This is a genomic window from Micromonospora narathiwatensis, assembly GCF_900089605.1.
Classification (GTDB): domain Bacteria; phylum Actinomycetota; class Actinomycetes; order Mycobacteriales; family Micromonosporaceae; genus Micromonospora; species Micromonospora narathiwatensis.
In genome coordinates this window covers 2,967,578-2,992,497 of the sequence record NZ_LT594324.1, presented here as the reverse complement: position 1 = coordinate 2,992,497, position 24,920 = coordinate 2,967,578, and the positions used below count along the sequence as shown (strand labels likewise).

The window sequence follows — 24,920 nt, the reverse complement described above, 5'->3', positions numbered from 1 at the left end:
AGGTCATCTAATCGCTTGTGGAGGCTCCCGCTCTGGGCGTCGTGCGCTGCCACCCGATCGTGTGGTCGCTTCCAGGGGTCCTCGTGGAGATCATCGTGGCGCCCGGAATCCACGTGTCGCCGGGGTGCCGCGGAAGCCTGGCCGCATCGAGGGCATTGGATGTTATGGTGGACGGGCGCACTCTTGCGCCCGCGCGCGGCCCATTGACCTGCCTGGAAGGCCGTCATGGTGGGCGCTGTCCTGTGCGCGCTCACATCCATGCGCGCCGCATCCGCGCCTCGTGCGCGCATCGTCCCCGTGTCTCGTGCCCGCTTCCCGCGCGGTTCCGTCGGCGCAGCTCTCGGAACAGCCGCGGCCCGGTCGACTCAACTCGGCCGGGCCGCGGCCTCTTCCTCGGCAAAACGTCGCGTCACGCCCCCGCACACGAGGCAGGCCGGACAACCGCCGGCGTCACCTACGGGGCGAGGTCGTTCTTCGCGTGGGCGGCGCTCGACACGACGCGGTCCTTCTCCGCGCTGGTGAAGATGCCGGCGTTGAGGAACGCCTCGGCGGTCCGGGCGACCGCCGACTGGAAGCCACCGTGGTTGGCGAAGGGCGCCTGGTCCCACACCAGATCGAGGAAGGTCGGGCCGTCCTCGCCGGGTGACGGGATGCCCGTCACGGGGACGTCGTAGTTCGGCAGACCGTCGTTGCGCTTGTAGTTCGGCACGCCGGTGTCGACGGAGCCGAACACGATCGTCGGCTCGACCCGCCGGAAGTACGACGAGGTGGCCTGCGAGTCGCTGATGTAGTACGGCCGCAGGGTGAGGCCGTGCGTGGTGAAGAGCGGGTCACCGGCCGCCGTGGTGCCCGCGGGGGTGACGGCCGAACGGGCGTAGTCGGCGTCCCGCTTCAGGTGGCGGTAGAGGGACAGCTCGCGGTAGTTGCCACCACCCGGGTTCCCGAGGATCTGCAGGAGGATCGGACCCCAGAAGATCGCCTGGGTGTCGGGGCGGTCCAGCGCCCGCTCGATCCGGATGCTGAACGGCATCCGGACCTCGATGGTGTCGCCGGACGTCCAGGTCCGGCTCAGCGTGACGTACGTCCCCGGCTTGGCGTTGACCTGGGCGTCGACGCCGTTGACCGTGACGGAGAAGCCGCGCTCGGCCCAGCCCGGTACCCGCAGCTTGAGGTCGAGCCGGCCGCTGCCGTTGACGACCAGCTTCGTCCGGTCGTCGCGGGGGAAGCTCGTTTCCTGGGTGACGGTGAAGCCCTTCTCGGCCCAGGTCAACGTGGACGGTATGAACAGGTTGACCCAGAGCGTGCCGCCGTCGGCCGACTTGAGGTAGATCGTCTCCTGGTACTTGGTGTGGTTCTCGACGCCCGTCCCGCCGCAGCAGGTGCCGGTGTTGCCGTAGCTGCGGGTGGTGCCCGGGGTCAACGGCTGGAAGTAGGTGACCTGCGGGTTGCTGACGCTCGTGCTGTCGGCGCGCGAGCCGAGGATCATGTTGAGCAGGCCCCGCTCGTAGTAGTCCAGGTACGCCGGGTCGTGCTCGTGAAGGAACAGGTTACGGGCCAGCTTGATCATGTTGTACGTGGTGCAGGTCTCCGCGCCGCCCTGGGCGATCGCGTTCGCGATGTTGTCCCGGTTCTGGAACATCTCGATGTTGTTGTTGGAACCGGGGTAGTTGCCGCCGGTCCCGCCGTGGGCGAACATGCGGTGCGGGACGACCATGCCGAAGAAGTTCTTCGCGGCCTGGAAGTACTCCTGATCGCCGCTGTGCTCGTAGACGCGCAGGTACCCGACGAACTGCGGTACGTGCGAGTTGGCGTGCAGCCGGTCCGGGCGGCGACGACCGGGCCGGTTCTGCGGCGTCGTCACGAGGATGTCCCGGTTCTCGACGCACGCCCCGAACAGCGACTCGCGGTTGTCGAACAACTTCGCGGTCTCCAGATGCTTCGGGTCGCTGGTGAGCGCGTAGATCTCGGGGAACACCTCGCCGGCCCCACCGGACTCCCCGGCGATGTAGAGGTCCCACATGTAGTTCAGGTTGTCCCGGGTGATGGGACCCGTGTAGGCGGGGTGGTTCTTGTCCCCGACCGTCAGCGCGAGGTGGGCCCAGTTCGCCATCCTGACCACGACGTCGCGCGCCGTCTCGTTGTCCGTGTGGTAATAGGCGTCGAGCAGCCCACGCATGATCTTGTGCTGCGTGTACCAGGGAGCCCAGGTGTTGGTGCTCGCGTTGCCGCCGTAGACGGCCCAGCGCGGCGGACCGAGCCGGAGCACCGCGTCCTCCGGGATCGCACCGAGGTAGCCGGGGTGGGTCGGGATCCACAGGCCGGTCCCGCTGTCCTGGGCCGCCACGACGCCGGCGTCGCGGCCGTTGGGCGAGGAGTCCTTGAGGGTGGTGCCACCGTCCTCGTCGAACCGGTACCAGGCGATGGTCCCGCCGCCGGTGGTCCCGGCCGGCGAGTCCAGCAGCGACTGCACCTCCTGCTGGCTCAGGGCGCGGTCGAAGATGTGGAACTCGTCGATGGTCGCGTCCAGGTACGGATCGCCGTACTGCGAACGCCCGATCCACCGGTTCCCGGGGTTGCCCAGGTTGGCCGGGCTGAGGGTCATGCTCGTGTTCACGCCGGCCTGCTGACCGTTCACGTACAGCGTTCCGGTGTTCTGCGACAGGGTGACAGCCAGGTGCACCCACTGGTTCGTCGGCAGCGCGGCGTTACCGTTGATCTGCTGTTCCTGACCGGATCCGCCGACCGTGATGGCGAATCTCGGCACGTTGCCGGTGACGCCGGCGCGCGGGGTCAGGAACATGTTGACCGTGGTGTTCTGACCGAAGTCGAACAGCCGGCTCCAGGTCTGGGTGGAGGCGAGGTTCACCCAGGTGGCGATGGTGAAGCTGGTGATCTGGCTGATCGCCTCCTGGGGCAGGGTCACATGCTGCGCCTTGCTCGGTCCGTTCAGGCGCAGCCCGTTGCCGAAGCGGCCCGCCACCCGGCCGATCTGCGGCTGCTGCGGATCCCCGCCGCCGGGGCCGCCGTTGCCCATCCGGGCGGTGATCGCCGCCTGGCACGCCGCGAGTTCGCCGACCATCCAGTCGAGCTTGCTCTTGAAGATCGGCTCGCCCTGGTCGGCGTAGCCCTGCGCGAGGGCCGTCATGAAATGACCGGCCCAGTGGCCGCTGAGCAGCCCGCCGTCCTCCCAGCCCCCGGGGACCGAGACGCCCGACGGGTTCGGCCGACCGGCCTGGTTGTTGAACAGGACGAGGAAGCGCCGCTCGTCGAACTGCCGCAGGTAGTTCTTCATGCGGTCGCGCTTCTCCTGGAACAGCCCGTCGCCGAGCTTCACCTCCCGCAGTTGGAAGGGCCGGATCGGCGCGGTGCCGCCGGGGCCGAGATCGGGTGTGGCCGAGGTGAGCGCCGTCGGGCCGGTTGCCGGCTCGGTGGTTGTCGCCGCCTGGGCGGCGGCCGCCGGGAGCACGCCGGCGCCTGCCACCGCGGCCACGCCGATGGCCGATGCCTGGAGAACCTGACGTCGGTTGACGGTGCGCTTGTCGGATTCAGTCACTGGGGAACGTCCTTCCACATGGGTGTGCGCTGACCGCTCGGCCAGGCTTCTGGTCGCGGTATCTGGATGGCTCGGGTGAGGGACCCGCGTCGGGCCGATCGCGCCGGAACGCCGACCCGTCGGCTGGGCGGCGACCGGCGGCGGGTGCCGCTGGGTGGGTCCAGGAAGCTGCGGCCCGGTGGCGTCGCGCCGGTGGCGGATCGGCTCACCCGGCGTGGCCCGTCGCGGGCAACTCGTCGCGCCGCGGCCTACCATCGCGCGCGGCCGGCCACAGCGGACGGTCGCGCGGTCCGTGGCGCGCGCCGGCCGAGCGCGGCGCCGGTGGCAACGCGTACGGCATGAGCCCGGCGGGCGGCGTGGCACGTTCCCGCCCGCAAGCCGGGACGCGGCTCGTCGTTGGCATGGACCTACTGCATCGGACCTCCTCCATCAACCGTCGTGCTGGTCCACCGAAGTCGGCGTCCATAGCGGCCACGAGGGGGAATGGGCCACCGGTACCGGAGCCCCTGATGACAGGCAGTGTGAGCGCTAACTCGCAGGGTCGTCAATCCCTACGTACGAGTAAGACTCGCTCGTTGACACCTGCGTGAAACATATCTATGTTAGCGCTCAACCACGCCGGCCCGGCCGGTTTGGGCCGTACGCCCGCAGCCGGAACTCGTGGCGCGGCGGCCAGGCGGGTACGCACGGCGACCGCAGTACACGGTGGACTTCCCGTTCGAGGAGGCAGCTTTGTTCGCGGAGTTCGGCAACTCGGAGTTGTGGGATCCCGCGGTTCGTCGTGACCCGCACCGGTTCTACGACCGGGTACGGGACAGCGGCGGTCCGGTGCTCCAGGTCGACCCGGCGGGCAACCGGTTCTGGGTGATCGCCGGACATGCCGACGTGCTGACGGGACTGCGTCACCCGGCGATCGGGCACGAGGTGCACCGGCACTGTCCCCGTCCGCGGCAATCGGCCCCGCGGCCGCTGTCCGAGGCGGCGAGGATCGAGTCCCGGCAGCTCATCAGCCTCGACCCGCCCGACCACACCCGCCTGCGGGGGCTGGTCAGCGGCGGCTTCACGACACGGGCCGTGGCCCGGCTGGAGCCCTGGATCACGGACCTCGCCGATCGGTTGATCGCCCGGGCGCGCGACCGGGGACGCATCGACGGGGTGCGGGATCTCGCCGACCCGGTGCCGGTCAACGTCATCGCGGAGCTGGTCGGCGTCCCGAGGCCGGACCGACCACGGTTCCGGGGGTGGTCGGCCGCGATCGTGTCGGCCGGCGTCGACGGGCCGGCGGCCACCGTCGAGTTCGGGGCGTACCTCGACGAGCTGGCGGCCCGGCGCCGGGCGGACCCGGCAGAGGACCTGATCTCGCAGCTCGTGGCCCTGGAGGAGCGGGGCGACCGACTCGACCGCGACGAGTTGGTGGCGCTGGTGCAACTGCTGCTCGTCGCCGGCCAGGAGACGACCGTCGACCTGATCGTCAACGGCATCCGACTCCTGCTCACCCACCCCGAGCAATGGCAGGCCCTGCGAGCCGACCCGTCACTGGCGGCGGCGGTGGTGGAGGAGACACTCAGATACCGCGGGCCGGTCGAGATCGTGCCACCCCGATTCGCCTTCGAGGACATCGAGATCGCCGGTGGACGGATACCCGCGTTCGACCGGGTGGGACTGTCGTTGTGGGGAGCCAACCGCGACCCGACGGTGTTCGACCGGCCGCACGTGTTCGACATCCACCGCGCCGACGTTCGCCGGCACATCGCCTTCGGGCACGGGATCCACTTCTGCCTGGGCGCGCACCTGGCCCGGTTGGAGAGCCGCATCATGTTCGAACGGATCGCGCGGCGGCTTCCCGACCTGCGTCTCGCGGACGAATCCGCCGATCTCGACGGCTTCCGCCTGCACCAGGACGGACTGCCGCTGCTGGCCCGGCGATGACCGGCGTCGTTGCGACGTTGGACGGCCTGAACCCCACCCAAGTTTCGTCAGGTGTCTGGTGCTCCCGCTTCGGGCGGACCGCTACGGTCGACGGGCCGGCGCAGAGAGGTCGGTGAATAGAGGCGGTCGAGGTGGCCGTCTCCCGGCGGACGGACCCACGGTGCGGTCGATGCCGGGGGAAGCGGTAGATCCCAGCAAGGAAACGGCGTTCGATCGGACGGCTTACAGCCTCAGCCATGGCGCGAACCGGATCCGACTGGGCGAGCCTCACTGCTCACGTCGACCGGTGCCGGGTCGCCGCACCGACTGCGGCGAGCGGTCCGCCGCCGTTCGGCGCCAGCAGACGATAGAGAGGGACTCACAATGGTGCGACGAAGGGTCCGCCCACGGGGTGTCGGCCTGACCGCCGCGTTCTGTTCGGCGGCGCTGGCGCTTTCCCTGGGTGTCGCCGGACCGGCGGTTGCCAGCCCGGACGAGGTCGGACCGGTCTTCGTGGACGGGCAGGCGCAGGTCGTGCCCGAGTTCGCGAACTCCAGCGGCTGGATCCGGCAGCAGCTGTGGGTGGAGACCGAGTTCGACTCCGACGGCGACGGCAAGCCCGACCGCATGCACGTGGACGTCACCAGGCCGGGGCAGACGGCACAGGGCCTGAAGGTGCCGGTGGTCTACGAGAGCAGCCCCTACTACGCCGGTACGGCGTCCAGCCAGTCGCAGTACTTCTGGAACGTGCGGCACGAACTCGGTGAGCAGCCGCCGGCCCGGACCTCGCCGCCACCGATCACCCACCAGCCGAACCGGACCGCGGTGTCCACGAGCGAGGTCAGCACCTGGGTGCCGCGCGGGTTCGCCGTGGTGCACTCCGACTCCCCGGGCACCGGGCTGTCGCAGGGCTGCCCGACCGTCGGCGGTCTCAACGAGTCGCTGGCGCCGAAGGCGGTGATCGACTGGCTGAACGGCCGGGCGAAGGGCTACACCAGCGTGAACGGGGACCAGGAGGTCTCGGCGACCAGCTGGGCGACCGGCAAGGTCGGGATGACCGGTACGTCGTACAACGGCACCCTGCCGCTCGCCGCCGCGACCACCGGGGTCGACGGCCTCGAGGCGATCATCCCGATCGCGCCGAACACCTCGTACTACCACTACTACCGCTCCAACGGCCTGGTCCGGAATCCCGGCGGTTGGGTCGGCGAGGACATCGACTACCTCTTCGACTACATCAACAGCGGCTACCCCGAACGCCGGGCGTACTGCATCGAGAACGTCCGGGTCGGCGAGATGAACCGGTTCCAGGACCGGGCGAACGGTGACTACAACGACTTCTGGGCCGGTCGGGACTATCTCCACGTCGTCGGGAACGTCAAGGCCGCCACCCTGATGGCGCACGCGTTCAACGACTGGAACGTGGTGCCGGAGCACAGCGTGCGGATCCTCGAGGCGCTGAAGGCGCAGGGCACGCCGGTGCAGGCGTACTACCACCAGGGTGGGCACGGTGGCGCCCCGCCGCTGGACATGCGCAACCGGTGGTTCACCCGCTACCTGTACGGCGTGCAGAACGGCGTCGAGAACGACCCGCGGGCGTGGATCGTGCGCAACGAGACCGGCGCCAGCCAGCTCACCCCGTACGCGGACTACCCCAACCCGGCCGCGTCCCCGGTCACGATGGTGCTGAAGCCCGGCGGTAACACCACCGGCGAGCTGACCTCGTTGGCGCGTCCCGGCACGGGTGTCGAGTCGCTGGTCGACGCCGGCAACACCGCCTGCAACGCCGGCACCCTGGCCACCACCGTGTCCGACCAGCGGCTGCTCTACGTGACGCCGGAGCTCACCGCGCCGGTGCACATCTCCGGTACGGCGAGCGTGACGCTGCGGATGAGCGCGAGCAAGCCGGCGGCGAACCTGTCGGTGGCCCTGGTGCGGCTGCCGTGGACCAGCGCGTCGGGCTGCACGTCGAGCACCCAGAGCAGCACGACGAGCGTCATCACCCGGGGCTGGGCCGACCCGCAGAACCGCCACTCGCTCACCCGCAGCGAGCCGCTGGTGCCCGGTGAGTTCGTCGAGGTGACCGTACCGTTGCAGCCGGACGACCAGGTCATCCCGGCGGGCTACCGGATCGGCCTGATGGTCTTCTCCACCGACCGCGAGTTCACCCTGCAGCCCGCCCCGGGCACGGTGCTCAGTGTCGACCTGGCCGCGACGAGCCTGCGGCTGCCCGTGGTCGGCGGGCCGCTGGCGATGCCGGTCTGCGCGACCACCGACACCCGGACGACGGTGGTGGTCGGCGGCGTCGACAGCGGTGTGCCCAACCACCCGCTGGCCGGCAACTGCACGATCAACGACCACCTCCTCGACGGGGAGCGGTGGTCCAACCACGGACAGTTCGTGACACACGTGAACACGGTGGTGGACCAGCTGGTCGCGGCCGGCGTGCTCGCGCCGAACCAGCGTGGATCGGTCGTGTCGGCCGCCGCCAGGTCGCACGTCGGCAAGTGACGAAGTAGTACGGAGCCTCCGTGGGCGCCGCGCGCCGCGACGTCGGCCGGCCGGCGCCCACGGAGGCTCAAGGATGAAGGTGAGGTGGAGAGCCAGTGAGATTCAAGGTCGCGATACTCGCGGCGCTCGCCCTGGTGACCGGTCTGCTGACCGGCGCCGGCCCGGCGAGCGGCGCTCCGGCGGACGGCCCGCCGATGCCGTTGCCCAACCCGAAGGTGCATCCGATCCAGGTCACCGGGCCGGCGGCCGAGCGGCTGAATCTGATCATTCTCGGTGACGGCTACCAGTGGGACCAGCAGAAGCTCTTCCTGGCGGACGTGGACCGCAACCTGGCCGTCATGTGGGCCACGGAACCGTTCCGGACCTACCGCGACTACATCAACGTGTACGCGGTGGAGATCGCCTCGATCGACTACGGCGTCCGGTGCGACCCGGACGGCCGGGTGCGCAACCCGGACGGCACGATCCGCGACACCGGCCAGCGTGAGGGGCCGATCAACGCCAAGAACACCGCCCTGCGCATGATCTACCAGGATGGCTGTAGCGACCCGCTGTCGCGCGGCACCGTCTACGGCGGGGCGCCGGTGAACTGCGCGAACTACGCCGCCTACTACCCGGCCGGGGTCAACCCCTGCGAGACCGGGAACCAGGCGCACAACCGGATCATCGACAACTACGTCGCGCCGGTCCTGGGTATCCCGCGTACGGCGCAGAATCTGCAGACCTTGGCGATCTTCAACACGTTCACCTACGGCGGGATCGGCGGCACCCAGGCGACGACCTCGGGCGGCTCGCCGCAGGGCCCGCTGATCTCGTTGCACGAGATCGGCCACTCGCTCGGCACGTTGGTCGACGAGTACCCGTACTCCTCCCGTGACGTGGTGCGGTCCTGCTACACCGGCGGTGAGCCCAGCAGCTTCCACCACACCACCTACACCGATCCGCAGAAGATGGTCGAGGACCAGAAGAAGTGGTGGCGCTGGGTCGGCGAGGAGAGCCTCTCCGGCGGCACGATCGGAACGCACGAGGGCGGCGGCATGTACCCGTGCGGCCAGCGCCGGCCGAGCGAGCACTCGATGATGCGCTGGATCGGGTTCGACTTCGACCAGATCGGCCTCGAGCACATGGTCGCCCGGGTGACCGGCATGCGTAACTCCGGGCAGATGAACGTCCGGCACACCCCGCTGGGCACGGTGGCGTCCGACAGCGTGCTGTGGGTCGAGCCCGGCCAGCCGCGCTACCACGAACTGAAGGTCACCTGGCGAATCGGTGGCCCGAACGGCACCGTGCTCGACACGCACAACAGCAGCAACCTCGACCTCGGCGAGCTGAACCTGCCCGCTGGGACCGTGGTGCACGTCGAGGTGCGTGACCCGGTGGGGCCGGACGGCACCGACTGGGTCCGCAACCCGTCGACCGGTAACACGGCCACCGACTCGGGCTACAACGGGCCACGGTTCGTGCAGACCCGGCAGTGGACGGTGGGTGACACCACGGCGACGCCGTCGTCGCCGGCCGCGACCATCACCGGCTCCACGCCGAACACCCAGCCGGTCGCCGGCGACGAGGTGGTCTACGTGCGCACCAACCACCCGGCGGACCGGATCCTCGACGTGGCCTGGTCGCTCGACGGCGAGGCGCTGCCGAACCCGCACAACAGCCGCGACCTCGACCTCGGCGCGCTGGAGCTGGCGTCGGGCACCCACGAGCTGGCCGCGGTGGTGACCGACCCGGCCGATCCGGGTGGCGTCTCCGACCGGATCGAATGGACCGTCGACAATGCCATGCCGACCGCGCCGCGTACGCTGTCGGAGCCGCTGACCCGGCTCGCGGGCAACCTGGAGCACCCGGTGTACTTCGACGGCTGGGACATGTGGCTGGACCCGCAGGACGACCACACCGGCTACGACGAGGACCGCTATGTGGTCGGCCAGCTCCGGCTGGACAAGGACGGGTGGTTCAACTACTTCGGCTTCCCCGAGCAGCCGATGCCCGAATCGCCGTTCCAGTTCCGCCACTCGGGCACGAACATCAAGGCCCTGACGTACGGCAACCTCGGCACCGGTGGGCTGTCGAAGGCGGCGTTCGAGCAGACCCTGCCCGACAACCACCCGAGCGGCGGGTTCGTGCCGGGCTTCGGCACGCACCTGGTCGAGCACCGGGCGATCGACGCGGCCGGCAACATCGGCGAGCCGAGCGCCTACCGGGCCACCGTGCTGCCGGGCTCGTCGCCCGACTGCACGAGGACGCTGACCGGCCAGCAGTCGCGGGTCGTGGCCGGCGAGGGCGTGACCTGCCTCAAGGGCGCCCAGGTGAACGGTGGGGTGTCGGTGCGGCCGGGCGCTTCGCTGGTGGTCACCGACAGCTCGATCAACGGCGGGCTGGCCTCGGCCGGCGCCCAGGCGGTGCAGCTCTTCGGCAGCACGGTGAACGGCGGTTCCCGGATCAACGGGACCACCCGGGACGTGACGATCGCCGGCAGCACCTTCAACGGCCCGCTGACCGTCTCGGACAACGTCCAGGTGAGCGCCAACGAGCGGTTCAGCCGGCTGTCCGGCGCCTACGGGCCGATCCTGGTCGGTAGCCGGGTCAACGGTCCGCTGAACTGCGCCGGCAACAGCGCGGCGGTCAAGGACTTCGGCGCGCCGAACACGGTGAACGGTGTCAAGAGCGGTGACTGCGCCGCCCTGTAGCGGGCTGTCGCGGCAATAAGGAACACGTGGTGGGCCGGCAATCGCCGGCCCACCACTCTTTGCGTGCCCGAATCACCGGCGCGAATCGCTCACGGGGAATGGCGCGGCTGTCAATGCGACAGTGGTTCGATCCGCCGGCAGAAAGCCGCGACAAGTGTGGATAGTTATCTTGGTGAATGCGGCAATGCAATTCTGGAACAAGATTCCTTTCGCGGTGGTGATCGCCCGGCGGCGGGCACCGTCGTGGATCCATCGCGTCCAGAAAACGGAGGGAGCCGCTATGGCCAGGCGTTTCTCGGCCGCCATCGCGCTCGGTGCACTCGTCGTGCCCGGTGCCGTGGCCGCCGGGCCGGCGTACGCGGGGTGTGGGCGAGCGACTGCAACGACGCGCTGGAGCGCCAGGCCATCCAGCGCTGGACGGGACTGTTCCTCCCCCCGGAGCTGATCGGCTCCCATGTCGGGCCGTCGCGCTCGCACACCACCTCGCGTACCCACGACCTGTCCTTCCGTCTGGCGACGGCGATCTTCGGCCACCTCGGCCTGGAATGGGACGTCTCCACCGTCACCGAGGAGGAACGGCGGCGGTTGCGCCGGGCGATCGCCCTGTATCGGGACCTGCGCCCGCTGCTGCACGCCGGAACCGTGGTCCGCGTCGACCACCCGGACCCGTCGGCCTGGGCACACGGCGTGGTGTCGCCGGACCGTTCGGCCGCGGTGTTCGCCTACGTGCAGCTGGCCACCTCCGTGGACGCCGTGCCGGCTCCGTGGCGGATGCCGGGGCTCGACCCGCGCCGCTCGTACCGGGTCACGGTCCTCGACCAGATCGGGCCGCCTGCCACCAGTGGCCGGTCCGACCCCGCGTGGTACGCGGCGGGGTCGGTCGACGTCGGCGGTCACGTGTTCGGCGTGCTGGGGCTGCCACCACCGCTGCTCGCCCCCGAGCAGGCCGTTCTGGTCCGGTTGGACGCCGTCGGCGAGCCGCCCGCCCGGTGAGGCGGGGACCGCGCGCCGGGGCCGGCGGCGCGCGGGGCCGTTCGCGCGACCGCGCCTACCCGCCGTCGCCGCGCGGGTCACCCTCGTCCGACGGCATCGCCAGCTGACCGAGGGGGGTGGGCGCGGCGATCGGCCGTTGGGCGAAGGCGCGCAGATCCTCCGGCGTCGGGGGGCGCCGCAGTTGGTGGGCCGTCAGGCAGACCGTGGCGAAGCCACACACCCGGCCCTGGCACCAGCCCATGCCCGGGCGGGCGAGCAGCTTGACGGTGCGCGGATCGGTGGCGCCGAGATCGTCGACGGCCTGGCGGACCGCCCCGACGGTCACCTCCTCGCACCGGCACAGCAGGGTGTCGTCGGTCGGACCGTCGAGCGCGCCGGACGGCACGGGATAGACGCGGTGCATCACCTCGGCGAAGCGGCGCAGGGCGGCCCGCCGCCGAAGCAGCCGGGCAAGCGCGGCCGGGTCGGGCGGCACGCCGAGCGAACCGGCCGCCGTCCGGCCCGCGACGGCACCCTCGATCGACGCGAGGTCGGCACCGCCGATGCCGGTGGACTCGCCGGCGGCCCAGACCCCGTCGACGGTGGTCCCCTGGCGGTCGTCGACGGCCACCACCAGGCTTGAGTCCACGTCCATCCGGGTGGCGCAGCCGACCTGCAGGTGCAGGTCGAGCTGCGGGGTGAAGCCCCACCCGACGGCGAGCAGGTCGCACTCGACGGTTCGCTCGGTGTGCGCCTCGGGGCGTCCGTCCCGGCCGAGTCGGGCGACCACCACCCCGGTCAACCGGTCGGTCCCGACGGCCCGCGTGACGATGTGCCGGTGCCGTACCGCGACCCGGTGCCGGGCGAGCTGGGCCGCGTACGCCGACGCCTCGCCCACCTTGCGCACGGCGCCGAGCAGCGCGCGAGGTGCGCGGGCGAAGCCGAGCGGGGTGTTGGCCTCGACGACGGCCCGGACCCGGGCGCCGTGGCGGGCGAGGCCCGTGGCCACCGGCAGCAGGAAGGGGCCGGTGCCCGCCACCACGGCGGTCGCCCCGGCTACGACGAGGTGGCCCTTCAGCAGCGCCTGCGCCCCGCCGGCGGTCAGCACCCCGGGCAGGTCCCAGCCGGGGAACGGCAGCTGCCGGTCGTACGCGCCGGTGGCGAGGATCAGCCGGCGGGCCCGGATGGTGACCGGTGGCCGGCCGGGATGCTGCCGGGGCTCCGGGCCCACCAGGCAGTGGATCGCCCACCGGTCGTCGACGCGTTCGACGGACCAGACGTGGTGCTCGGCGAAGCGCTGGAGCTTGCGCTGGTCGGCGAGCCGGTCCAGCCGGGCCGTGGTGTCGGTGAAGCGGCGCCAGGAGTGGTGCAGCGTGTTCGGCGTGAACCGGCCGGCGCCGGGCGCCGGTGACCGCCAGTACTGCCCGCCGGCGCGGACTCCGGCGTCGATGAGCGCCACGACCACCCCGGCCTCGGCCGCGGCCAGCGCCGCCGCGAGGCCGGCCGGCCCGGCTCCGACGACGGCGACGTCGACGCTGGGGGCGCTCACTGTCCGGTTCCGAGCTGGCTGCGTACGTCGTCGCCCGGCCGGGCGGGCGCCAGGCAGGCCCGCACCGAGGGCTGTCCGTTGACGGTGATCAGGCAGTCGAAGCAGACGCCGATGCCGCAGAAGAGGCCACGCGGACGCTGTCCGTGCCGGGTGGTCCGCCAGGACCGGACACCGGCGGCGGTGAGGGCGGCGCCGACCGTCCAGCCGTCGCGGCAGGCGATCGGTTCGCCGTCGAACGTGATGTCGAACCGGGCGGGGCTTGTCATGCGGGGGCCTCCGTGAAGCGGTCGGGCCGGAACGGGTGCAGGTCGAGGTCGGGCTGGTCGCCGGCCAGGACCTGGGCGACGAGTCGGCCGGTACCCATGGACAGGCCGATGCCGGCCCCCTCGTGGCCGCAGGCGTGGAGGAGGCCGGGGGCGCGCGGGTCCGGTCCGATCACCGGGAGGTGGTCGGGGCAGTACGGGCGGAACCCGCGGTAGGCACGGATCGCCGAGACCTCGGCGAGTCTGGGGAACAGCCGTACGGCTCCGCGGGCGAGTGCCCGGAGCGCGGGCAGCGAGAACGTGCGGTCGAAGCCGACCCGCTCGCGACTGGCGCCGACGAGCACGGTGCCGGCGCGGGTCCCTTCGACGACGGTCGAGGTCTGCAGGGCGGCGGAGTCGCTGGCGACGTCGGCGACGTAGTCGGCGAGGTACACCTTGTGCCGGATGATCGGCGGCAGGGGCTCGGTGACCAGGATGAAGCCGCGGCGCGGGGCCACCGGAACGCGTACGTCGGCGAGGGCGGCGAGTTCACCGGCCCAGGTGCCGGCGGCGTTGAGGACGGCGCCGCTGGAAATGTCACCGTGTGGCGTGCGGACGCCCACCACCCGGTCGCCGTCGCGCAGGTAGCCGGTCACCGGCTGGTGCGGCAGCACGGTCGCGCCCCGCTGCCTGGCGAGCCGGAGCAGGTGTGCCGCGGCGAGCATCGGTTGCACCTGCATGTCCTGCGGGTAGAGGTATCCGCCGGCCAGGTCGTCGGCCAGATGCGGTTCGTGTTCGCGCAGGTCGGACGCGGGTACGGCGAGCGTCTCGACCCCGAGCGCCTGTTGCTTTCCGGCGAGCCGCTGCATAGCGTCCAGGGGTGCCTGGCCGGTTGCCACGACAAGGCCGCCTTTGGTTTCGAGCTCCACCGCGCGACCGAACGTCGTGCCGTCGAGCGGCAGGTCGGCCAGGGCCCGCCACTGCTGGTTCGACAGCAGCGCGAGGTCCAGTTCGGGGCCGAGTTCCTTGTCGGATACCAGGATGTTCCCCTCGCCGGCCCCGGTGGTTCCGCCGGCGATCGGTCCTCGATCGATGACGGTGACCGACAGGCCGGCTCGGGTGGCGTGGTAGGCGCACGCCGCGCCTACGATTCCAGCTCCGACGACGACGAGATCAGGACTGGTCGTGCCGGCGGTGCGGTGGTCGTGCCGGGTCACGACGCGGCCGCCGGTGCTCGGCTGTCGCGGCGGCGCGCAGCCACGCCGACGGGCGCGGGAGGGTGGTCGGGCATGTGCACCTCGATGCGGCGTTGCGGCTGGAGTCGTTTGCTTGCGCTGTTGTAGTGTGACATTGTACGCCCTCGCCGCCGGGTGAGTTGCCCGCGACGACGGGGGCCGAGTCGTTCGGCTTCGGCTTGGGACACAAGCGACCAGGGGACAAGGAGTACCGGATGCACGCGCGATTGAAGCCATGGCACGGAGTGCTGGTCGCCACGGCGCTGCCCTTCGATGACGGGCTGGGGGTCGACCTCGATCGCTTCGCCGAGCACGTCCGGTGGTTGGCCGCCGAGGGCTGTGACGGCGTGACCCCGAACGGGTCGCTGGGGGAATACCAGACGCTGACCGAGAAGGAACGCAGCGCCGTGGTGCGTACGGCGGTCGACGCCGCCCCGGACGGTTTCACCGTGATGCCCGGCATCGCCGCGTACGGCGCGTTGGAGGCGCGGCGGTGGGCCGAGGACGCCGCCGAGGCCGGCTGCGCGGCGGTCATGCTGCTGCCGCCGAACGCCTACCGGGCCGACGAGCGGGCCGTCGTCGAGCACTACCGCGAGGTCGCGAAGGTCGGGATCCCCGTGGTGGCGTACAACAACCCGATCGACACCAAGGTCAATCTGACGCCGGCCCTGCTCGCCCGGCTGAGCGGCGAGGGCCTGATCGTGGGCGTCAAGGAGTTCTCCGGCGACGTCCGTCGGACCTACGAGATCACCGAGTTGGCCCCGGACCTCGACGTGCTCATCGGCGCCGACGACGTCGCACTGGAAGTGGCCCTCGGCGGAGCGCGGGGCTGGGTCGCGGGGTACGTCAACGCGCTGCCGCGGGCGAGCGTGCAACTGTTCAACGCCGCCACCAGCGGTGACCTGGCCACCGCGCTGCCGCTCTACCGGACGCTGCACGCACTGCTGCGCTGGGACTCGAAGACGGAGTTCGTCCAGGCGATCAAGCTGTCCATGGACATCGTCGGCCGGTACGGTGGGCCCTGCCGCCCGCCCCGGGTGCCGCTCACCGCCGAGCAGGAGCGCGCCGTCCGGGAGGCCACCGAAAAGGCGATCGCGGCCGGATGCCGGTAGTGAGAGGGCGGTAGACACGTGCGCACCAATCGGGTGTTCCACGCGATCGACTCGCACACCGAGGGCATGCCGACCCGGGTGATCACCGGCGGCGTCGGTGTCATCCCCGGCAACTCGATGGCCGAACGCCGCCAGTACTTCCTCGACCATCTCGACCACATCCGTACGCTGCTGATGTACGAGCCCCGCGGCCACGCGGCCATGAGTGGGGCCATCCTGCAACCACCCACCCGTCCGGATGCCGACTGGGGTGTGCTGTACATCGAGGTGAGCGGGTGCCTGCCGATGTGCGGGCACGGCACCATCGGGGTGGCCACCGTGCTGGTGGAGACCGGCATGGTGCCCGTCACCGAGCCGGTGACCGAGATCCGGCTCGACACGCCCGCCGGCCTGGTGGTCGCCGAGGTCGCCGTACGTGACGGGCGTGCCGAATCGGTCACGTTGCGGAACGTCGCCGCGTACGTGCACGAGCTGGACGCGACGGTCGAGGTGCCGGGGCTGGGTACGCTCACCCTCGATCTCGCGTTCGGCGGCAACTTCTACGCCATCCTCGGGCTCGACCAGCTCGGCATCGCGTTCACCCCGACGGACGCGCGGCTCCGACAGCGGATGCTGGACGCCGGACTGGCCATCATGGACGCGGTGACCGAGCAGCTCGACCCGGTGCATCCGGAGAACCCGGACATCGCCGGCTGCCATCACGTCTATCTCGCGGCGCCGGGATCGGACGCCCGGTACTCCCGGCACGCGATGGCCATCCACCCGGGCTGGTTCGACCGGTCGCCGTGCGGCACCGGCACGTCGGCCCGGATGGCCCAGCTGCACGCCCGGGGCGAGCTGCCGTTGAACACCGAGTTCGTCAACGAGTCGATCATCGGCAGCCGGTTCGTCGGCCGGTTGCTCGAAGCCACCACGGTCGCCGGCCGGCCGGCGGTGGTCCCGACGTTCACCGGTCGTGCCTGGATCACCGGCACCGCGCAGTACTTCCTCGACCCGACCGACCCGTTTCCCGCCGGATTCCTGCTCTGACCACCTCTGCCCAACGGAAGCGAACGCCTGGAGCCCATGGTGTCTGTCGTACAGTCCACATCTCCGCAGAACCCCACCGATCTGGTCGTCACGGTGGCCGAGGCGACCGGGTCCGACGTCGACCAGGCCGTACGCCGGGCCCGCCAGGCGCAGCGCGCCTGGGCCGCCGCGCCGCCGGCCGAGCGGGCCGCGGCCCTGCACGGCGCGGGTGAGGCGGTGGCGGCAGCGGCGGACGAGCTGGCCACGCTGGTGGTGCGCGAGGTCGGCAAGCCGCGGGCCGAGGCGGTCGGGGAGGTCGCCCGGTCCGTGGCCATCCTGCGCTACTACGCCCAGCAGGTGTTCGATCCGATCGGTGCCCTCCACGAGCCGAGCAGTGGCGGTCGTGGGCTGGCCTACACCCGCCGCCGGGCACGCGGGATCGCGGCGCTGATCACGCCGTGGAACTTCCCCCTGGCGATCCCGTTGTGGAAGGCCGCGCCGGCGCTGGCCTTCGGCAACGCGGCCGTGATCAAGCCGGCGCCGCAGGCGACGGCGTGCGCGCTGCGGCTGGCCGAACTGATCGAACCGCACCTCCCCGACGGGCTGCTCGCCGTCCTGCCCGGCGACGCCGAGGCCGGTCAGGCGGTCGTCGCGGCCGGCGACGTCGTCTCCTTCACCGGATCCGCCGCGGTCGGCAGTCTCGTGGCGTCGGCGGCGGCGGGCCGGGGGGTCGCCACCCAGTGCGAGATGGGGGGCCAGAACCCGACCATCGTGATGCCCGACGTGGACGTCGCCGCCGTGGCCCGGCAGGTCGCCTACGCCGCCTTCGGCTACGCGGGGCAGAAGTGCACCGCGACGAAGCGGGTGATCGTCGTGGGCGACCCGGCCGGGTTCACCGAGGCGCTTGTCGCCGCGACGGAGGCGCTCGGCCTCGGCGACCCGGCCGATCCCGCGACCGGCGTCGGCCCGGTCATCGACCAGGCCGCGCGGGACCGGGTGCTCGACGCGGCGGCCAGCGCCAGGGCCAGCGGTGGCCGGGTGCTCACCGGTGGACACCCGGGACCCGGCGCGGGCTGGTTCGTCGCGCCGACCCTCGTCGACAACCTGCCGGCCGACCACCTGCTGCTGCGGGAGGAGGTGTTCGGGCCGATCTGCGCGGTGAGCCGGGCCGGGAGCATCGCCGAGGCCATCGACGCGGCGAACGACGTACGCTACGGCCTGACCGCCTCGGTCTTCACCAACGACCTGGACACGGCGCTGCGGTGCGCCGACGGGCTGGCGGCGGGGCAGATAAAGATCAACGCCCCGACCACGGGCGTGGATTTCTACCTTCCGTTCGGTGGGGAGCGGGACTCCAGCTTCGGCCAGCGCGAACAGGGCAAGGCCGCGCAGGAGTTCTACACTTCGCTGCACACGGTCACCACGGCGGTCGCCCCGACGTGAGCAGGAGACGAACTGGGTGGGGCGGGGCGGCCGGATCGGGGCCAACTATCCTGCAGGCGGAGGGGATGCGGTGATGGCGCAGTCATTACACTTGCCGATGCTCGAGGCGCGGCGCAGCGTGCGTGGCCAGGTCGCTCACGCCCTTCGCGCGGCCCTCGTCGCCGGTGAAATGCGTCCCGGCCAGATCTACTCCGCGCCCACGCTGGCCGCGCAGTTCGGCGTCTCGCCCACGCCCGTACGGGAGGCGATGCTGGACCTGGTCAAGGAGGGCCTGGTCGAGACGGTGCCCAACAAGGGCTTCCGGGCCACCGAGCTGACCGACGAGGAACTGGACAACATCACCGAGATCCGGCAGCTTCTCGAGGTTCCGACGACCATCCGGGCGGCCGGCATCGCGACGGCCGACGACCTGGCCCGCCTGCGGCCGATGGCGCAACGGATCGTTGACGCGGCACAGGAGAAGGACCTGATCGCGTACATCGAGCACGACCGGGTGTTCCACCTGGAGCTGCTCTCGTTGGCGGGCAACGCGAACCTCGTCTCGCTCGTGGGCGAGTTGCGGTCCCGGACGAGGCTGTACGGCCTCACCCGGCTCGCCGCCAACGGCGAGCTGGCCTCCTCGGCGGCCGAACACCTTCAGATGCTCGACCTCATCGCCGCGAACGACCGGCGCGGCCTCGAACGCCTGATGAAGGCGCACATCGGCCACACGCGCGGCAGCTGGGCCGGCCGCGAGGAACGCCCGCGCCGGCAGCGGTCGCGGGCCGCGGCGACCAGCCCAGAGACCGCGAGCTGATCGCCCGCGTGGCCCTGCCCACCAGAAAGGAGGGAGCGACCCGGCTCCGGGTAACCCGGACGGCCCGGTCGCGAACCCGATGAGCGCGGCGCACCCGCTGAGTGTCGTCAACGCGGCCATCTTCGACGGCGTGTCGGCCGAGCTGGCCGAGGGCGTGATCCACATCCAGGACGGCGTCATCGTGGCGGTCGACGACTCCCGGCCGGCCGGCCAGGTGATCGACGCGCGTGGGGGCACGGTCATCCCCGGCCTCATCGACGCCCACTTCCACGCGTACGGCACCGAACTGGATCTGCTCGTGCTGGAGTCCAGCCCGCTCAGCTACCTCTCGCTGGCCGGGGCCCGTCGGCTCGGCGCCGCCCTCGGCCGAGGGTTCACCACCGTCCGGGACGTGGCGGGCGGCGATCCCGGCCTGGCGAGGGCCGTCACCGAGGGACTCATCGCGGCGCCGCGGTACCTGTACACCGGAGCGGCGCTGTCGCAGACCGGCGGGCACGGCGATCCCCGCCCGGGCGACCTGGACGTGTGCGCCGGCGGCGCGCACCTGGCCGAGATCGTGGACGGGGTCGACGCGCTGCGTCGCGCGGTCCGCGACCGGTTCCGCCGAGGCGCGCACGCCATCAAGATCATGGCCTCCGGCGGGGTGGTCTCGCTGACCGACCCGATCCGGATTCCACAGTATTCGGCGGCGGAGATCCAGGCGGTGACCGACGAGGCCACCCGGCGCGGCAGCTACGTCGCCGCCCACGCCTACTCGCCGGAGGCGATCACGCACGCCGTGACCAACGGCGTACGCACCATCGAGCACGGCAACCTGCTGGACGCGCCCACCGCCGACCTGATGGCGGAGCACGGTGCGTTCCTCGTGCCCACGCTGGCCGCGTACGACGCCATGGAGCGGCGCGGCGAACAGGTCGGACTCTCCCCGATCGGGCAGGCGAAGAACCGTGAGGTGCTGGCGGCCGGCCAGCGGGCGATCGAGTTGGCCCGGGCGGCCGGTGTGCCGATCGGGTTCGGCACCGATCTGATGGGCACGCTGGAGGACGAGCAACTCACCGGGCTGCGGCTCCAGGTCGAGGTCGAGGGGGTGTTCGAGACCCTGCGTTCCGCGACGTCCGTCAACGCCGGGATGATCGGCCGGCCCGACCTGGGACGCATCGCCGTGGGTGCGCGAGCCGACCTCGTCATCCTGCCCGGTGATCCGTTCGAGGAGCCGTCGATCCTGTGGGCGGACCCGCGACACCGCACGGTCGTCAAGGACGGGTCTGTAGTGCGGTGACGGCTCGGGCGAGTCGGCGTACGCCCTCGTCGAGAACGTCAGGTGGCGCCGCGGCGAAGGTCAGGCGCAGATGTGGGGCCGGCGGTTCGGCGGCGTACCAGGGGCGTCCGGGAAAGACGACGACGCGTTCGGCGGCCGCGGCGACGGCCAGTTCGCCGTCGTCCAGGCCGTCGGGCAGGCCGGCCCACAGGTGCAGGCCACCCCGGGGTACGCAGACCGGCGTGACCGCCGGCAGGTGCCGGCGCAGGGCCGCGAGCAGGGCGTCACGACGGGCCCGCAACGCCTTCCGCAGGGCGCGCAGATGACGGGCCCAGGCGGGCGAGGTGACAAGGTCCAGCGCGGCCTGCTGCAGTGGCCCCGCCACAAAGAAGTCGTCGAGGACCCGGGCCGAACGCAGCCGCGCTCCGGCGGGGCCGCGGGCGCCGATCGCGGCCACCCGCAGACCGGGCGCGACCGATTTGGTCAGCGACCGTAGGTAGATCACGTGCCCGTCGGGGTCGTCGGCGGCCAGCGGCGGGGGCGGTTCGCCGTCGATGGTGAGATCCCGGGCGTAGTCGTCCTCCAGCAGGAACGCTCCGGCGGCCCGGACCGCGTCGGCCACCTGGGTACGCCTCGCCGTGGCGAGCACCGCGCCGTGCGGGTTCGCGTACAGCGGCTGGCAGTAGAACAGCCGGGCACCGGTCCGCGCCAGCGCCGTGGCGAGCAGCTCCGGCCGGACGCCGTCGCCGTCGGCGGGTACGGGCACCACGCGCAGGCCGGCCGCGCGAGCGGCGGCGAGCGCGCCGAGGTACGTCGGGGACTCCACCAGCACGGTGTCACCGGGTGTCGTCAGGGCGCGGAACGCCGTCGACAGCGCGGCCTGCCCGCCGGGGCAGATCACCAGGTCATCGGCGCGCAGCCCGCCCCCCGCCTCCCGGGCGAACCACGCCCGCAGATCCTGTCGACCCTCGACCGGGCCGCGCTGCCAGGCGGCCGGCTGCCGGGCGGCCCGGGCCAGGGCGGCACCGATCGCGGCGGTCGGATGCAGCTCGGCGTCGAGGTAGCCGCTGGAGAGGGGGATCGTGCCGGGACGGGCGACGGCGAGCAGAGCCTGCATCGTCTCCTCGCCGGCGGGCCGGGGGCCGAGGGCGACCGCCTGCCACGACAGGTCCGGTAACGGTTGCCGGTCGGGGCGGGCGGCCACGAAGGTGCCCCGGCCCGGCCGTGCCTCGACGAGGCCGTCGGCGACGAGTCTCCGGATCGCCCGCGTCACGGTCACCGGCGAGGCACGATGACGGCCGGTCAGCTCCCTGATGGAGGGCAGCCGGGTGCCGGGTGCGGCGGCGGCGACGCGGGCACGTAGATCTTGGATAACGCGTACCTCTGCGTTATCGTCATTCATGGGAGAGAAGAGTAACACTACTGCGCGGGATCGGATAACGGGCCTGGCCCTCGGCGGGCTGGGCGTTCTGGGTTTCAGCATGTCGCTGCCCGCCACCCGGATCGCGGTCGGCGAGATCGATCCCTGGGTCGTCGCCTTCGGCCGTGCCGTCGGGGCCGGCCTCATGGCGTGGGCGTACCTGCGCGTGACCGGGGCGCCGAGGCCGACCGCCGCGCAGTGGCGCCGCCTGGCGGTTGTCGCCGCGGGCGTCGTGGTCGGGTTTCCCCTGTTCACCTCGCTCGCCCTCACCACCCAGACCGCGGCACACGGTGCCGTCGTCATCACCGTGCTGCCGGCCGCGACGGCGGTGTTCGCCGTACTTCGGGCCGGGGAACGCCCGCCGCCGGCGTTCTGGATCGCCAGCGGAGCCGGACTGGCCGCGGCGCTCGCCTTCATGGTCGCCAGCAGCGGCGTGACGGGCGCCGCGACACCCACGGACCTGTTCCTGCTGGCCGCCGTCGTGCTGTGCGGCCTGGGGTACGCCGAGGGCGGCAGCCTGGCCCGCGAACTCGGGGGTGCCCGTACCATCTGCTGGGCGCTGGTCCTGTCCCTGCCGGTCACCGTGCCGGTCGCCGCGGTCGCCGCGCTCGTTCATCCACCGCGCTCCGACACCGCCGGGTGGCTCGGGTTCGGCTACCTGACCGTCGTGTCCATGTTCCTCGGCTTCTTCGCCTGGTACGCCGGACTGGCCCGCGGCGGCATCGCCCGCATCGGACAGATCCAGCTCGCCCAGCCGGTGCTCACCCTCGCCTGGTCGGCCCTGCTGCTCAACGAACCCGTCACGCCCCTGGCCATCGGGACCTCGATGCTCGTCCTGGCCTGTGTCGCCCTCACCCAGCGGGCCCGCGGCAGCGGGCCGGCCCGGGAACACCGGCCGGCCGCTGACACGTCTCATCCGGCAACGCGGATCGCCACGGGGACCGGTGCCGACCGATGACGCGATCCGGCGGTCGCGGTGTGGGCTCGCGCCCCGTGCCGGAGCAACCGCCTTGTAAGAGAGAGGTCGCCGGTTCGCCGGTGGGAACGCGGCGGCCCCCGCTCGCGCCGAGTTGGCGCGGGCGGGGGCCGCCGATGGGGTCAGGCCGGCAGGCGCCAGACCTGGTTGGCACCGCCGAAACAGTCCCAGATCTGCAGGCGGGTGCCGTCGGCGGAGCTGTTGTCCGTGGCGTCCAGGCACTTGTTCGACTGCGGGTTGCGCAGCGTGCCGTTGGACTGGGCCTGCCAGACCTGGGCGCCGGTGCCGTTGCAGTCCCAGAGCTGGATCTTCGCCCCGTTGGCGGTGGAGCCGCTGGTCACGTCGGCGCACTTGCCCAGGGCGCGGAGCGTGCCGTCGGTGCCCACGGTCCAGTTCTGCGCGGCGGTGCCGTTGCAGGTGTAGAGCTGGATGGCGGTGCCGTTGGCGGTGCCGGCCGCGGCCACGTCGACACACTTGCCGGCGATGCCGGTGATCGGGCCGGTCCGCCCGCTCGGCGGCGGGGTGCCGCCCATGACCGTGTCGTAGATCGCGCTGACCAGCGAGGTCGAGCCGGTGGTGTCCTGGGAGAGTTCCCAGTTCATCATGCCGCCGGCGTTGGCCAGCGCCCACTGGGTCTTGCGCTTGATGGTCGGTACGCCGTTGTAGCACTGCTGCGCGCCACCGGCGGTGGTGCAGTCCCGGTTGGCGTTCGCCGGGTCCATGCCGACCAGCGCGGAATAGGTGTAGTAGCCGGGCCGGCTGTAGAAGGGCACGCCGAGCACCGCCTTGCTGGCCGGCAGACCGCGCGACTTCCACCCGTTCACGCTGTTGATCGACCAGTCGTAGTTGGCGTGTGGGCTGCCGCCGTCGTACGCCATGATGTTGAGCCAGTCGACGTAGCCGAACACCGCCGTCGGTACGCCCTGCACGTAGTAGCCCTCCGAGACCACGGCGGCGGTGAGCAGCTTGCCGCGGCTGTGCAGCGCGCTGCTGAGCTGCTGCATCAACAGCGAGTAGTTGTTGGCCGAGGCACCGGGGTCGGGGTACTCCCAGTCGATGTCGACGCCGTCGAGGTTGTACTGGTTGACGAAGTTGACCACGTTGGTGACGAACGCGCCCCGGGCGCCGGAGTTGGCGGCGAGGGCCTCGAAGGCGGAGTCGTCGCCGTCGTTCCAGCCGCCGATCGCGATCGACACCTTGACGTTGTTGGCGTGCCCGAGCGACACCAGCGAGGAGAGTTTGCTGGGGTTGTCCACCGGGCGCAGGCTGCCGTCGCTGTTGGGCAGCGCGAACGCGTAGTTGATGTGGGTGAGCTTGCCGTACTGGATGGTGTTGACGCTGCCGCTCCAGGATGGCATGTAGCCGACGCTCTTGAAGTTGTTGGGCAGGACCGCGGCGTCGGCGGCGGCCGGGGTGAGGGCCAGGGTGGCGCCGGCGGTGGCCAGCGCGAGCAGGCCGGCGGCCAGGGCGGAACGGTGGCGGGGGCGTGGTGAGGACATCGAGGGCCTTCCCGTTGGTGGGTCGCGGCACCGTGTCGCCCGGCCGGGGCCGGATTCGGCCAGCCACCGGGCCGGGCGTACGGGTGGGGCAACGTGGTCTTCCTCGAGGTAGGCAAAATATTAAAGAGCCTTAACTAAGACGTCAACGATGTCCGTCGATGCCGGAGGGCGTTGCCCGGCGGCGGTTCGTCCTGACCGGGTGAGCACTGGCCCCGATGGGCTAGGAAGGACGCATGGATCTCGTGGATGTCGAACGCGAGATGGCGCGCCTGGACGCCGCCTACCGGCCGGTGGCCATCAGGCCGGTGGACGTGGCGGATCTCGACAGGTTCAAGAACCTGGGCGACGCCGTCCAGGCGGATCTCGCGGCACTCGCCGTGGACGACCAGGCCGAGACGGTTCTCCGCGCCGCCATCGACCTGTACGCCGCGGGCGACGAGACCGCCCGTGCCGCGACCCGGCACCTGTTCGACCGGTACCCGTCGTTCCGGTGGGCGGCTCACCTGCCCCCCGACTGGGACACGGCCGAGGAGTTCCGGGCCCGTCTCATCCACCTCTCCGCCTGCGACCAGGGCGCGGACCCGCGCGATGAGATCCTGGCACTGCGGGACCTGTGCGACCGGGCCCGGCGGGCCGGAGTCGACGTCGAAGCCGTTCTGCGCGAGGTGGCCGCGATGTCGAGCGACGCGGACCGGCACGGAACGGGTTCGATGCGCGGCATCCTCCTCGGCTGTCGCTGACCGCC

The 24,920-nt window shown here is 71.7% G+C and carries 17 protein-coding genes; 11 read left to right on the top strand and 6 right to left on the bottom strand.

The window, feature by feature from the left end:
* Nucleotides 1-454: 454 nt before the first annotated feature.
* On the bottom strand, nucleotides 455-3,553 hold the full coding sequence (locus GA0070621_RS12930; RefSeq protein ID WP_167666856.1) for a beta-L-arabinofuranosidase domain-containing protein: 3,099 nt from the start codon (nucleotides 3,551-3,553) through the stop codon (nucleotides 455-457).
* Between the two features lie 732 nt (nucleotides 3,554-4,285).
* Here GA0070621_RS12930 and GA0070621_RS12925 point away from each other — a divergent pair.
* The 4 genes from GA0070621_RS12925 (at nucleotide 4,286) to GA0070621_RS12910 (ending at nucleotide 11,658) form a co-directional block, all read left to right on the top strand.
* Nucleotides 4,286-5,482: a cytochrome P450 gene (locus GA0070621_RS12925; RefSeq protein WP_157739959.1), complete on the top strand. Its 1,197-nt coding sequence runs from the start codon at nucleotides 4,286-4,288 to the stop codon at nucleotides 5,480-5,482.
* Between the two features lie 363 nt (nucleotides 5,483-5,845).
* Nucleotides 5,846-7,972 carry a Xaa-Pro dipeptidyl-peptidase gene (locus GA0070621_RS12920; protein ID WP_091195067.1) on the top strand — a complete coding sequence of 709 codons (2,127 nt, stop codon included), beginning with the start codon at nucleotides 5,846-5,848 and terminating at the stop codon, nucleotides 7,970-7,972.
* A gap of 95 nt (nucleotides 7,973-8,067) precedes the next feature.
* Nucleotides 8,068-10,665, top strand: coding sequence for a M64 family metallopeptidase (locus GA0070621_RS12915; protein WP_091195065.1), 2,598 nt, complete (start codon nucleotides 8,068-8,070; stop codon nucleotides 10,663-10,665).
* A gap of 363 nt (nucleotides 10,666-11,028) precedes the next feature.
* Nucleotides 11,029-11,658, top strand: a complete 630-nt coding sequence (locus GA0070621_RS12910) for an alpha-galactosidase (RefSeq protein WP_157739958.1) — start codon at nucleotides 11,029-11,031, stop codon at nucleotides 11,656-11,658.
* 55 nt (nucleotides 11,659-11,713) lie between these two features.
* On the opposite strand, the gene GA0070621_RS12905 is transcribed toward GA0070621_RS12910, so the two are convergent.
* The 3 genes from GA0070621_RS12905 to GA0070621_RS12895 are packed head-to-tail and all read right to left on the bottom strand — an operon-like array spanning nucleotide 11,714 to nucleotide 14,645.
* Nucleotides 11,714-13,186 (bottom strand): FAD-dependent oxidoreductase, encoded by a 1,473-nt coding sequence (locus tag GA0070621_RS12905; protein ID WP_091195060.1) that lies wholly within the window; start codon nucleotides 13,184-13,186, stop codon nucleotides 11,714-11,716.
* Nucleotides 13,183-13,452 (bottom strand): (2Fe-2S)-binding protein, encoded by a 270-nt coding sequence (locus GA0070621_RS12900; protein ID WP_167666855.1) that lies wholly within the window; start codon nucleotides 13,450-13,452, stop codon nucleotides 13,183-13,185. The genes GA0070621_RS12905 and GA0070621_RS12900 overlap by 4 nt, the downstream gene beginning before the upstream one ends.
* A complete protein-coding gene (locus GA0070621_RS12895; protein WP_231921009.1) occupies nucleotides 13,449-14,645 on the bottom strand; it encodes an NAD(P)/FAD-dependent oxidoreductase in 1,197 nt (398 codons plus the stop codon). Before GA0070621_RS12895 ends, GA0070621_RS12900 begins: the two co-directional genes overlap by 4 nt.
* Nucleotides 14,646-14,878: 233 nt before the next feature.
* On the opposite strand from GA0070621_RS12895, the gene GA0070621_RS12890 reads away from it, so the two are divergent.
* The 5 genes from GA0070621_RS12890 to GA0070621_RS12870 all read left to right on the top strand — a co-directional run bounded on the left by GA0070621_RS12890 (nucleotide 14,879) and on the right by GA0070621_RS12870 (nucleotide 20,301).
* A complete protein-coding gene (locus tag GA0070621_RS12890; protein WP_091195055.1) occupies nucleotides 14,879-15,775 on the top strand; it encodes a dihydrodipicolinate synthase family protein in 897 nt (298 codons plus the stop codon).
* Nucleotides 15,776-15,793: 18 nt separating this feature from the next.
* Nucleotides 15,794-16,804 carry a proline racemase family protein gene (locus tag GA0070621_RS12885; protein ID WP_091195053.1) on the top strand — a complete coding sequence of 337 codons (1,011 nt, stop codon included), beginning with the start codon at nucleotides 15,794-15,796 and terminating at the stop codon, nucleotides 16,802-16,804.
* A 36-nt stretch (nucleotides 16,805-16,840) separates the two neighbouring features.
* A complete protein-coding gene (locus tag GA0070621_RS12880) occupies nucleotides 16,841-18,226 on the top strand; it encodes an aldehyde dehydrogenase family protein (protein WP_091195051.1) in 1,386 nt (461 codons plus the stop codon).
* A gap of 97 nt (nucleotides 18,227-18,323) precedes the next feature.
* Nucleotides 18,324-19,022, top strand: coding sequence for a GntR family transcriptional regulator (locus tag GA0070621_RS12875; RefSeq protein WP_167666854.1), 699 nt, complete (start codon nucleotides 18,324-18,326; stop codon nucleotides 19,020-19,022).
* Between the two features lie 79 nt (nucleotides 19,023-19,101).
* Nucleotides 19,102-20,301 (top strand): metal-dependent hydrolase family protein, encoded by a 1,200-nt coding sequence (locus tag GA0070621_RS12870; protein ID WP_091195046.1) that lies wholly within the window; start codon nucleotides 19,102-19,104, stop codon nucleotides 20,299-20,301.
* On the opposite strand, the gene GA0070621_RS12865 is transcribed toward GA0070621_RS12870, so the two are convergent.
* Nucleotides 20,276-21,682 carry an aminotransferase-like domain-containing protein gene (locus GA0070621_RS12865; protein WP_091195043.1) on the bottom strand — a complete coding sequence of 469 codons (1,407 nt, stop codon included), beginning with the start codon at nucleotides 21,680-21,682 and terminating at the stop codon, nucleotides 20,276-20,278. The two genes, GA0070621_RS12870 and GA0070621_RS12865, sit on opposite strands and share 26 nt — an antisense overlap.
* Between GA0070621_RS12865 and GA0070621_RS12860 the strand changes: the two genes are divergently transcribed.
* Nucleotides 21,681-22,658: a DMT family transporter gene (locus tag GA0070621_RS12860; protein ID WP_091195041.1), complete on the top strand. Its 978-nt coding sequence runs from the start codon at nucleotides 21,681-21,683 to the stop codon at nucleotides 22,656-22,658. The genes GA0070621_RS12865 and GA0070621_RS12860 overlap by 2 nt on opposite strands.
* A gap of 140 nt (nucleotides 22,659-22,798) precedes the next feature.
* Here GA0070621_RS12860 and GA0070621_RS12855 read toward each other — a convergent pair whose 3' ends face one another.
* Entirely contained in the window at nucleotides 22,799-24,175 is a 1,377-nt protein-coding gene (locus GA0070621_RS12855) for a glycosyl hydrolase family 18 protein (protein WP_091195038.1), read from the bottom strand.
* A gap of 233 nt (nucleotides 24,176-24,408) precedes the next feature.
* Here GA0070621_RS12855 and GA0070621_RS12850 point away from each other — a divergent pair, with 233 nt between their 5' ends.
* Nucleotides 24,409-24,915, top strand: a complete 507-nt coding sequence (locus GA0070621_RS12850) for a hypothetical protein (protein ID WP_091195035.1) — start codon at nucleotides 24,409-24,411, stop codon at nucleotides 24,913-24,915.
* The last annotated feature ends 5 nt before the right edge of the window (nucleotides 24,916-24,920 follow it).

What these genes read in the sequence shown, in the direction of transcription:
- GA0070621_RS12920 (WP_091195067.1), top strand. Translation starts at nt 5,846, where the DNA reads ATGGTGCGACGAAGGGTCCGCCCACGGGGTGTCGGCCTGACCGCCGCG.
- GA0070621_RS12855 (WP_091195038.1), bottom strand. Translation starts at nt 24,175, where the DNA reads ATGTCCTCACCACGCCCCCGCCACCGTTCCGCCCTGGCCGCCGGCCTG.
- GA0070621_RS12865 (WP_091195043.1), bottom strand. Translation starts at nt 21,682, where the DNA reads ATGAATGACGATAACGCAGAGGTACGCGTTATCCAAGATCTACGTGCC.
- GA0070621_RS12870 (WP_091195046.1), top strand. Translation starts at nt 19,102, where the DNA reads ATGAGCGCGGCGCACCCGCTGAGTGTCGTCAACGCGGCCATCTTCGAC.
- GA0070621_RS12875 (WP_167666854.1), top strand. Translation starts at nt 18,324, where the DNA reads ATGCTCGAGGCGCGGCGCAGCGTGCGTGGCCAGGTCGCTCACGCCCTT.
- GA0070621_RS12860 (WP_091195041.1), top strand. Translation starts at nt 21,681, where the DNA reads ATGGGAGAGAAGAGTAACACTACTGCGCGGGATCGGATAACGGGCCTG.
- GA0070621_RS12890 (WP_091195055.1), top strand. Translation starts at nt 14,879, where the DNA reads ATGCACGCGCGATTGAAGCCATGGCACGGAGTGCTGGTCGCCACGGCG.
- GA0070621_RS12880 (WP_091195051.1), top strand. Translation starts at nt 16,841, where the DNA reads ATGGTGTCTGTCGTACAGTCCACATCTCCGCAGAACCCCACCGATCTG.
- GA0070621_RS12850 (WP_091195035.1), top strand. Translation starts at nt 24,409, where the DNA reads ATGGATCTCGTGGATGTCGAACGCGAGATGGCGCGCCTGGACGCCGCC.
- GA0070621_RS12900 (WP_167666855.1), bottom strand. Translation starts at nt 13,452, where the DNA reads ATGACAAGCCCCGCCCGGTTCGACATCACGTTCGACGGCGAACCGATC.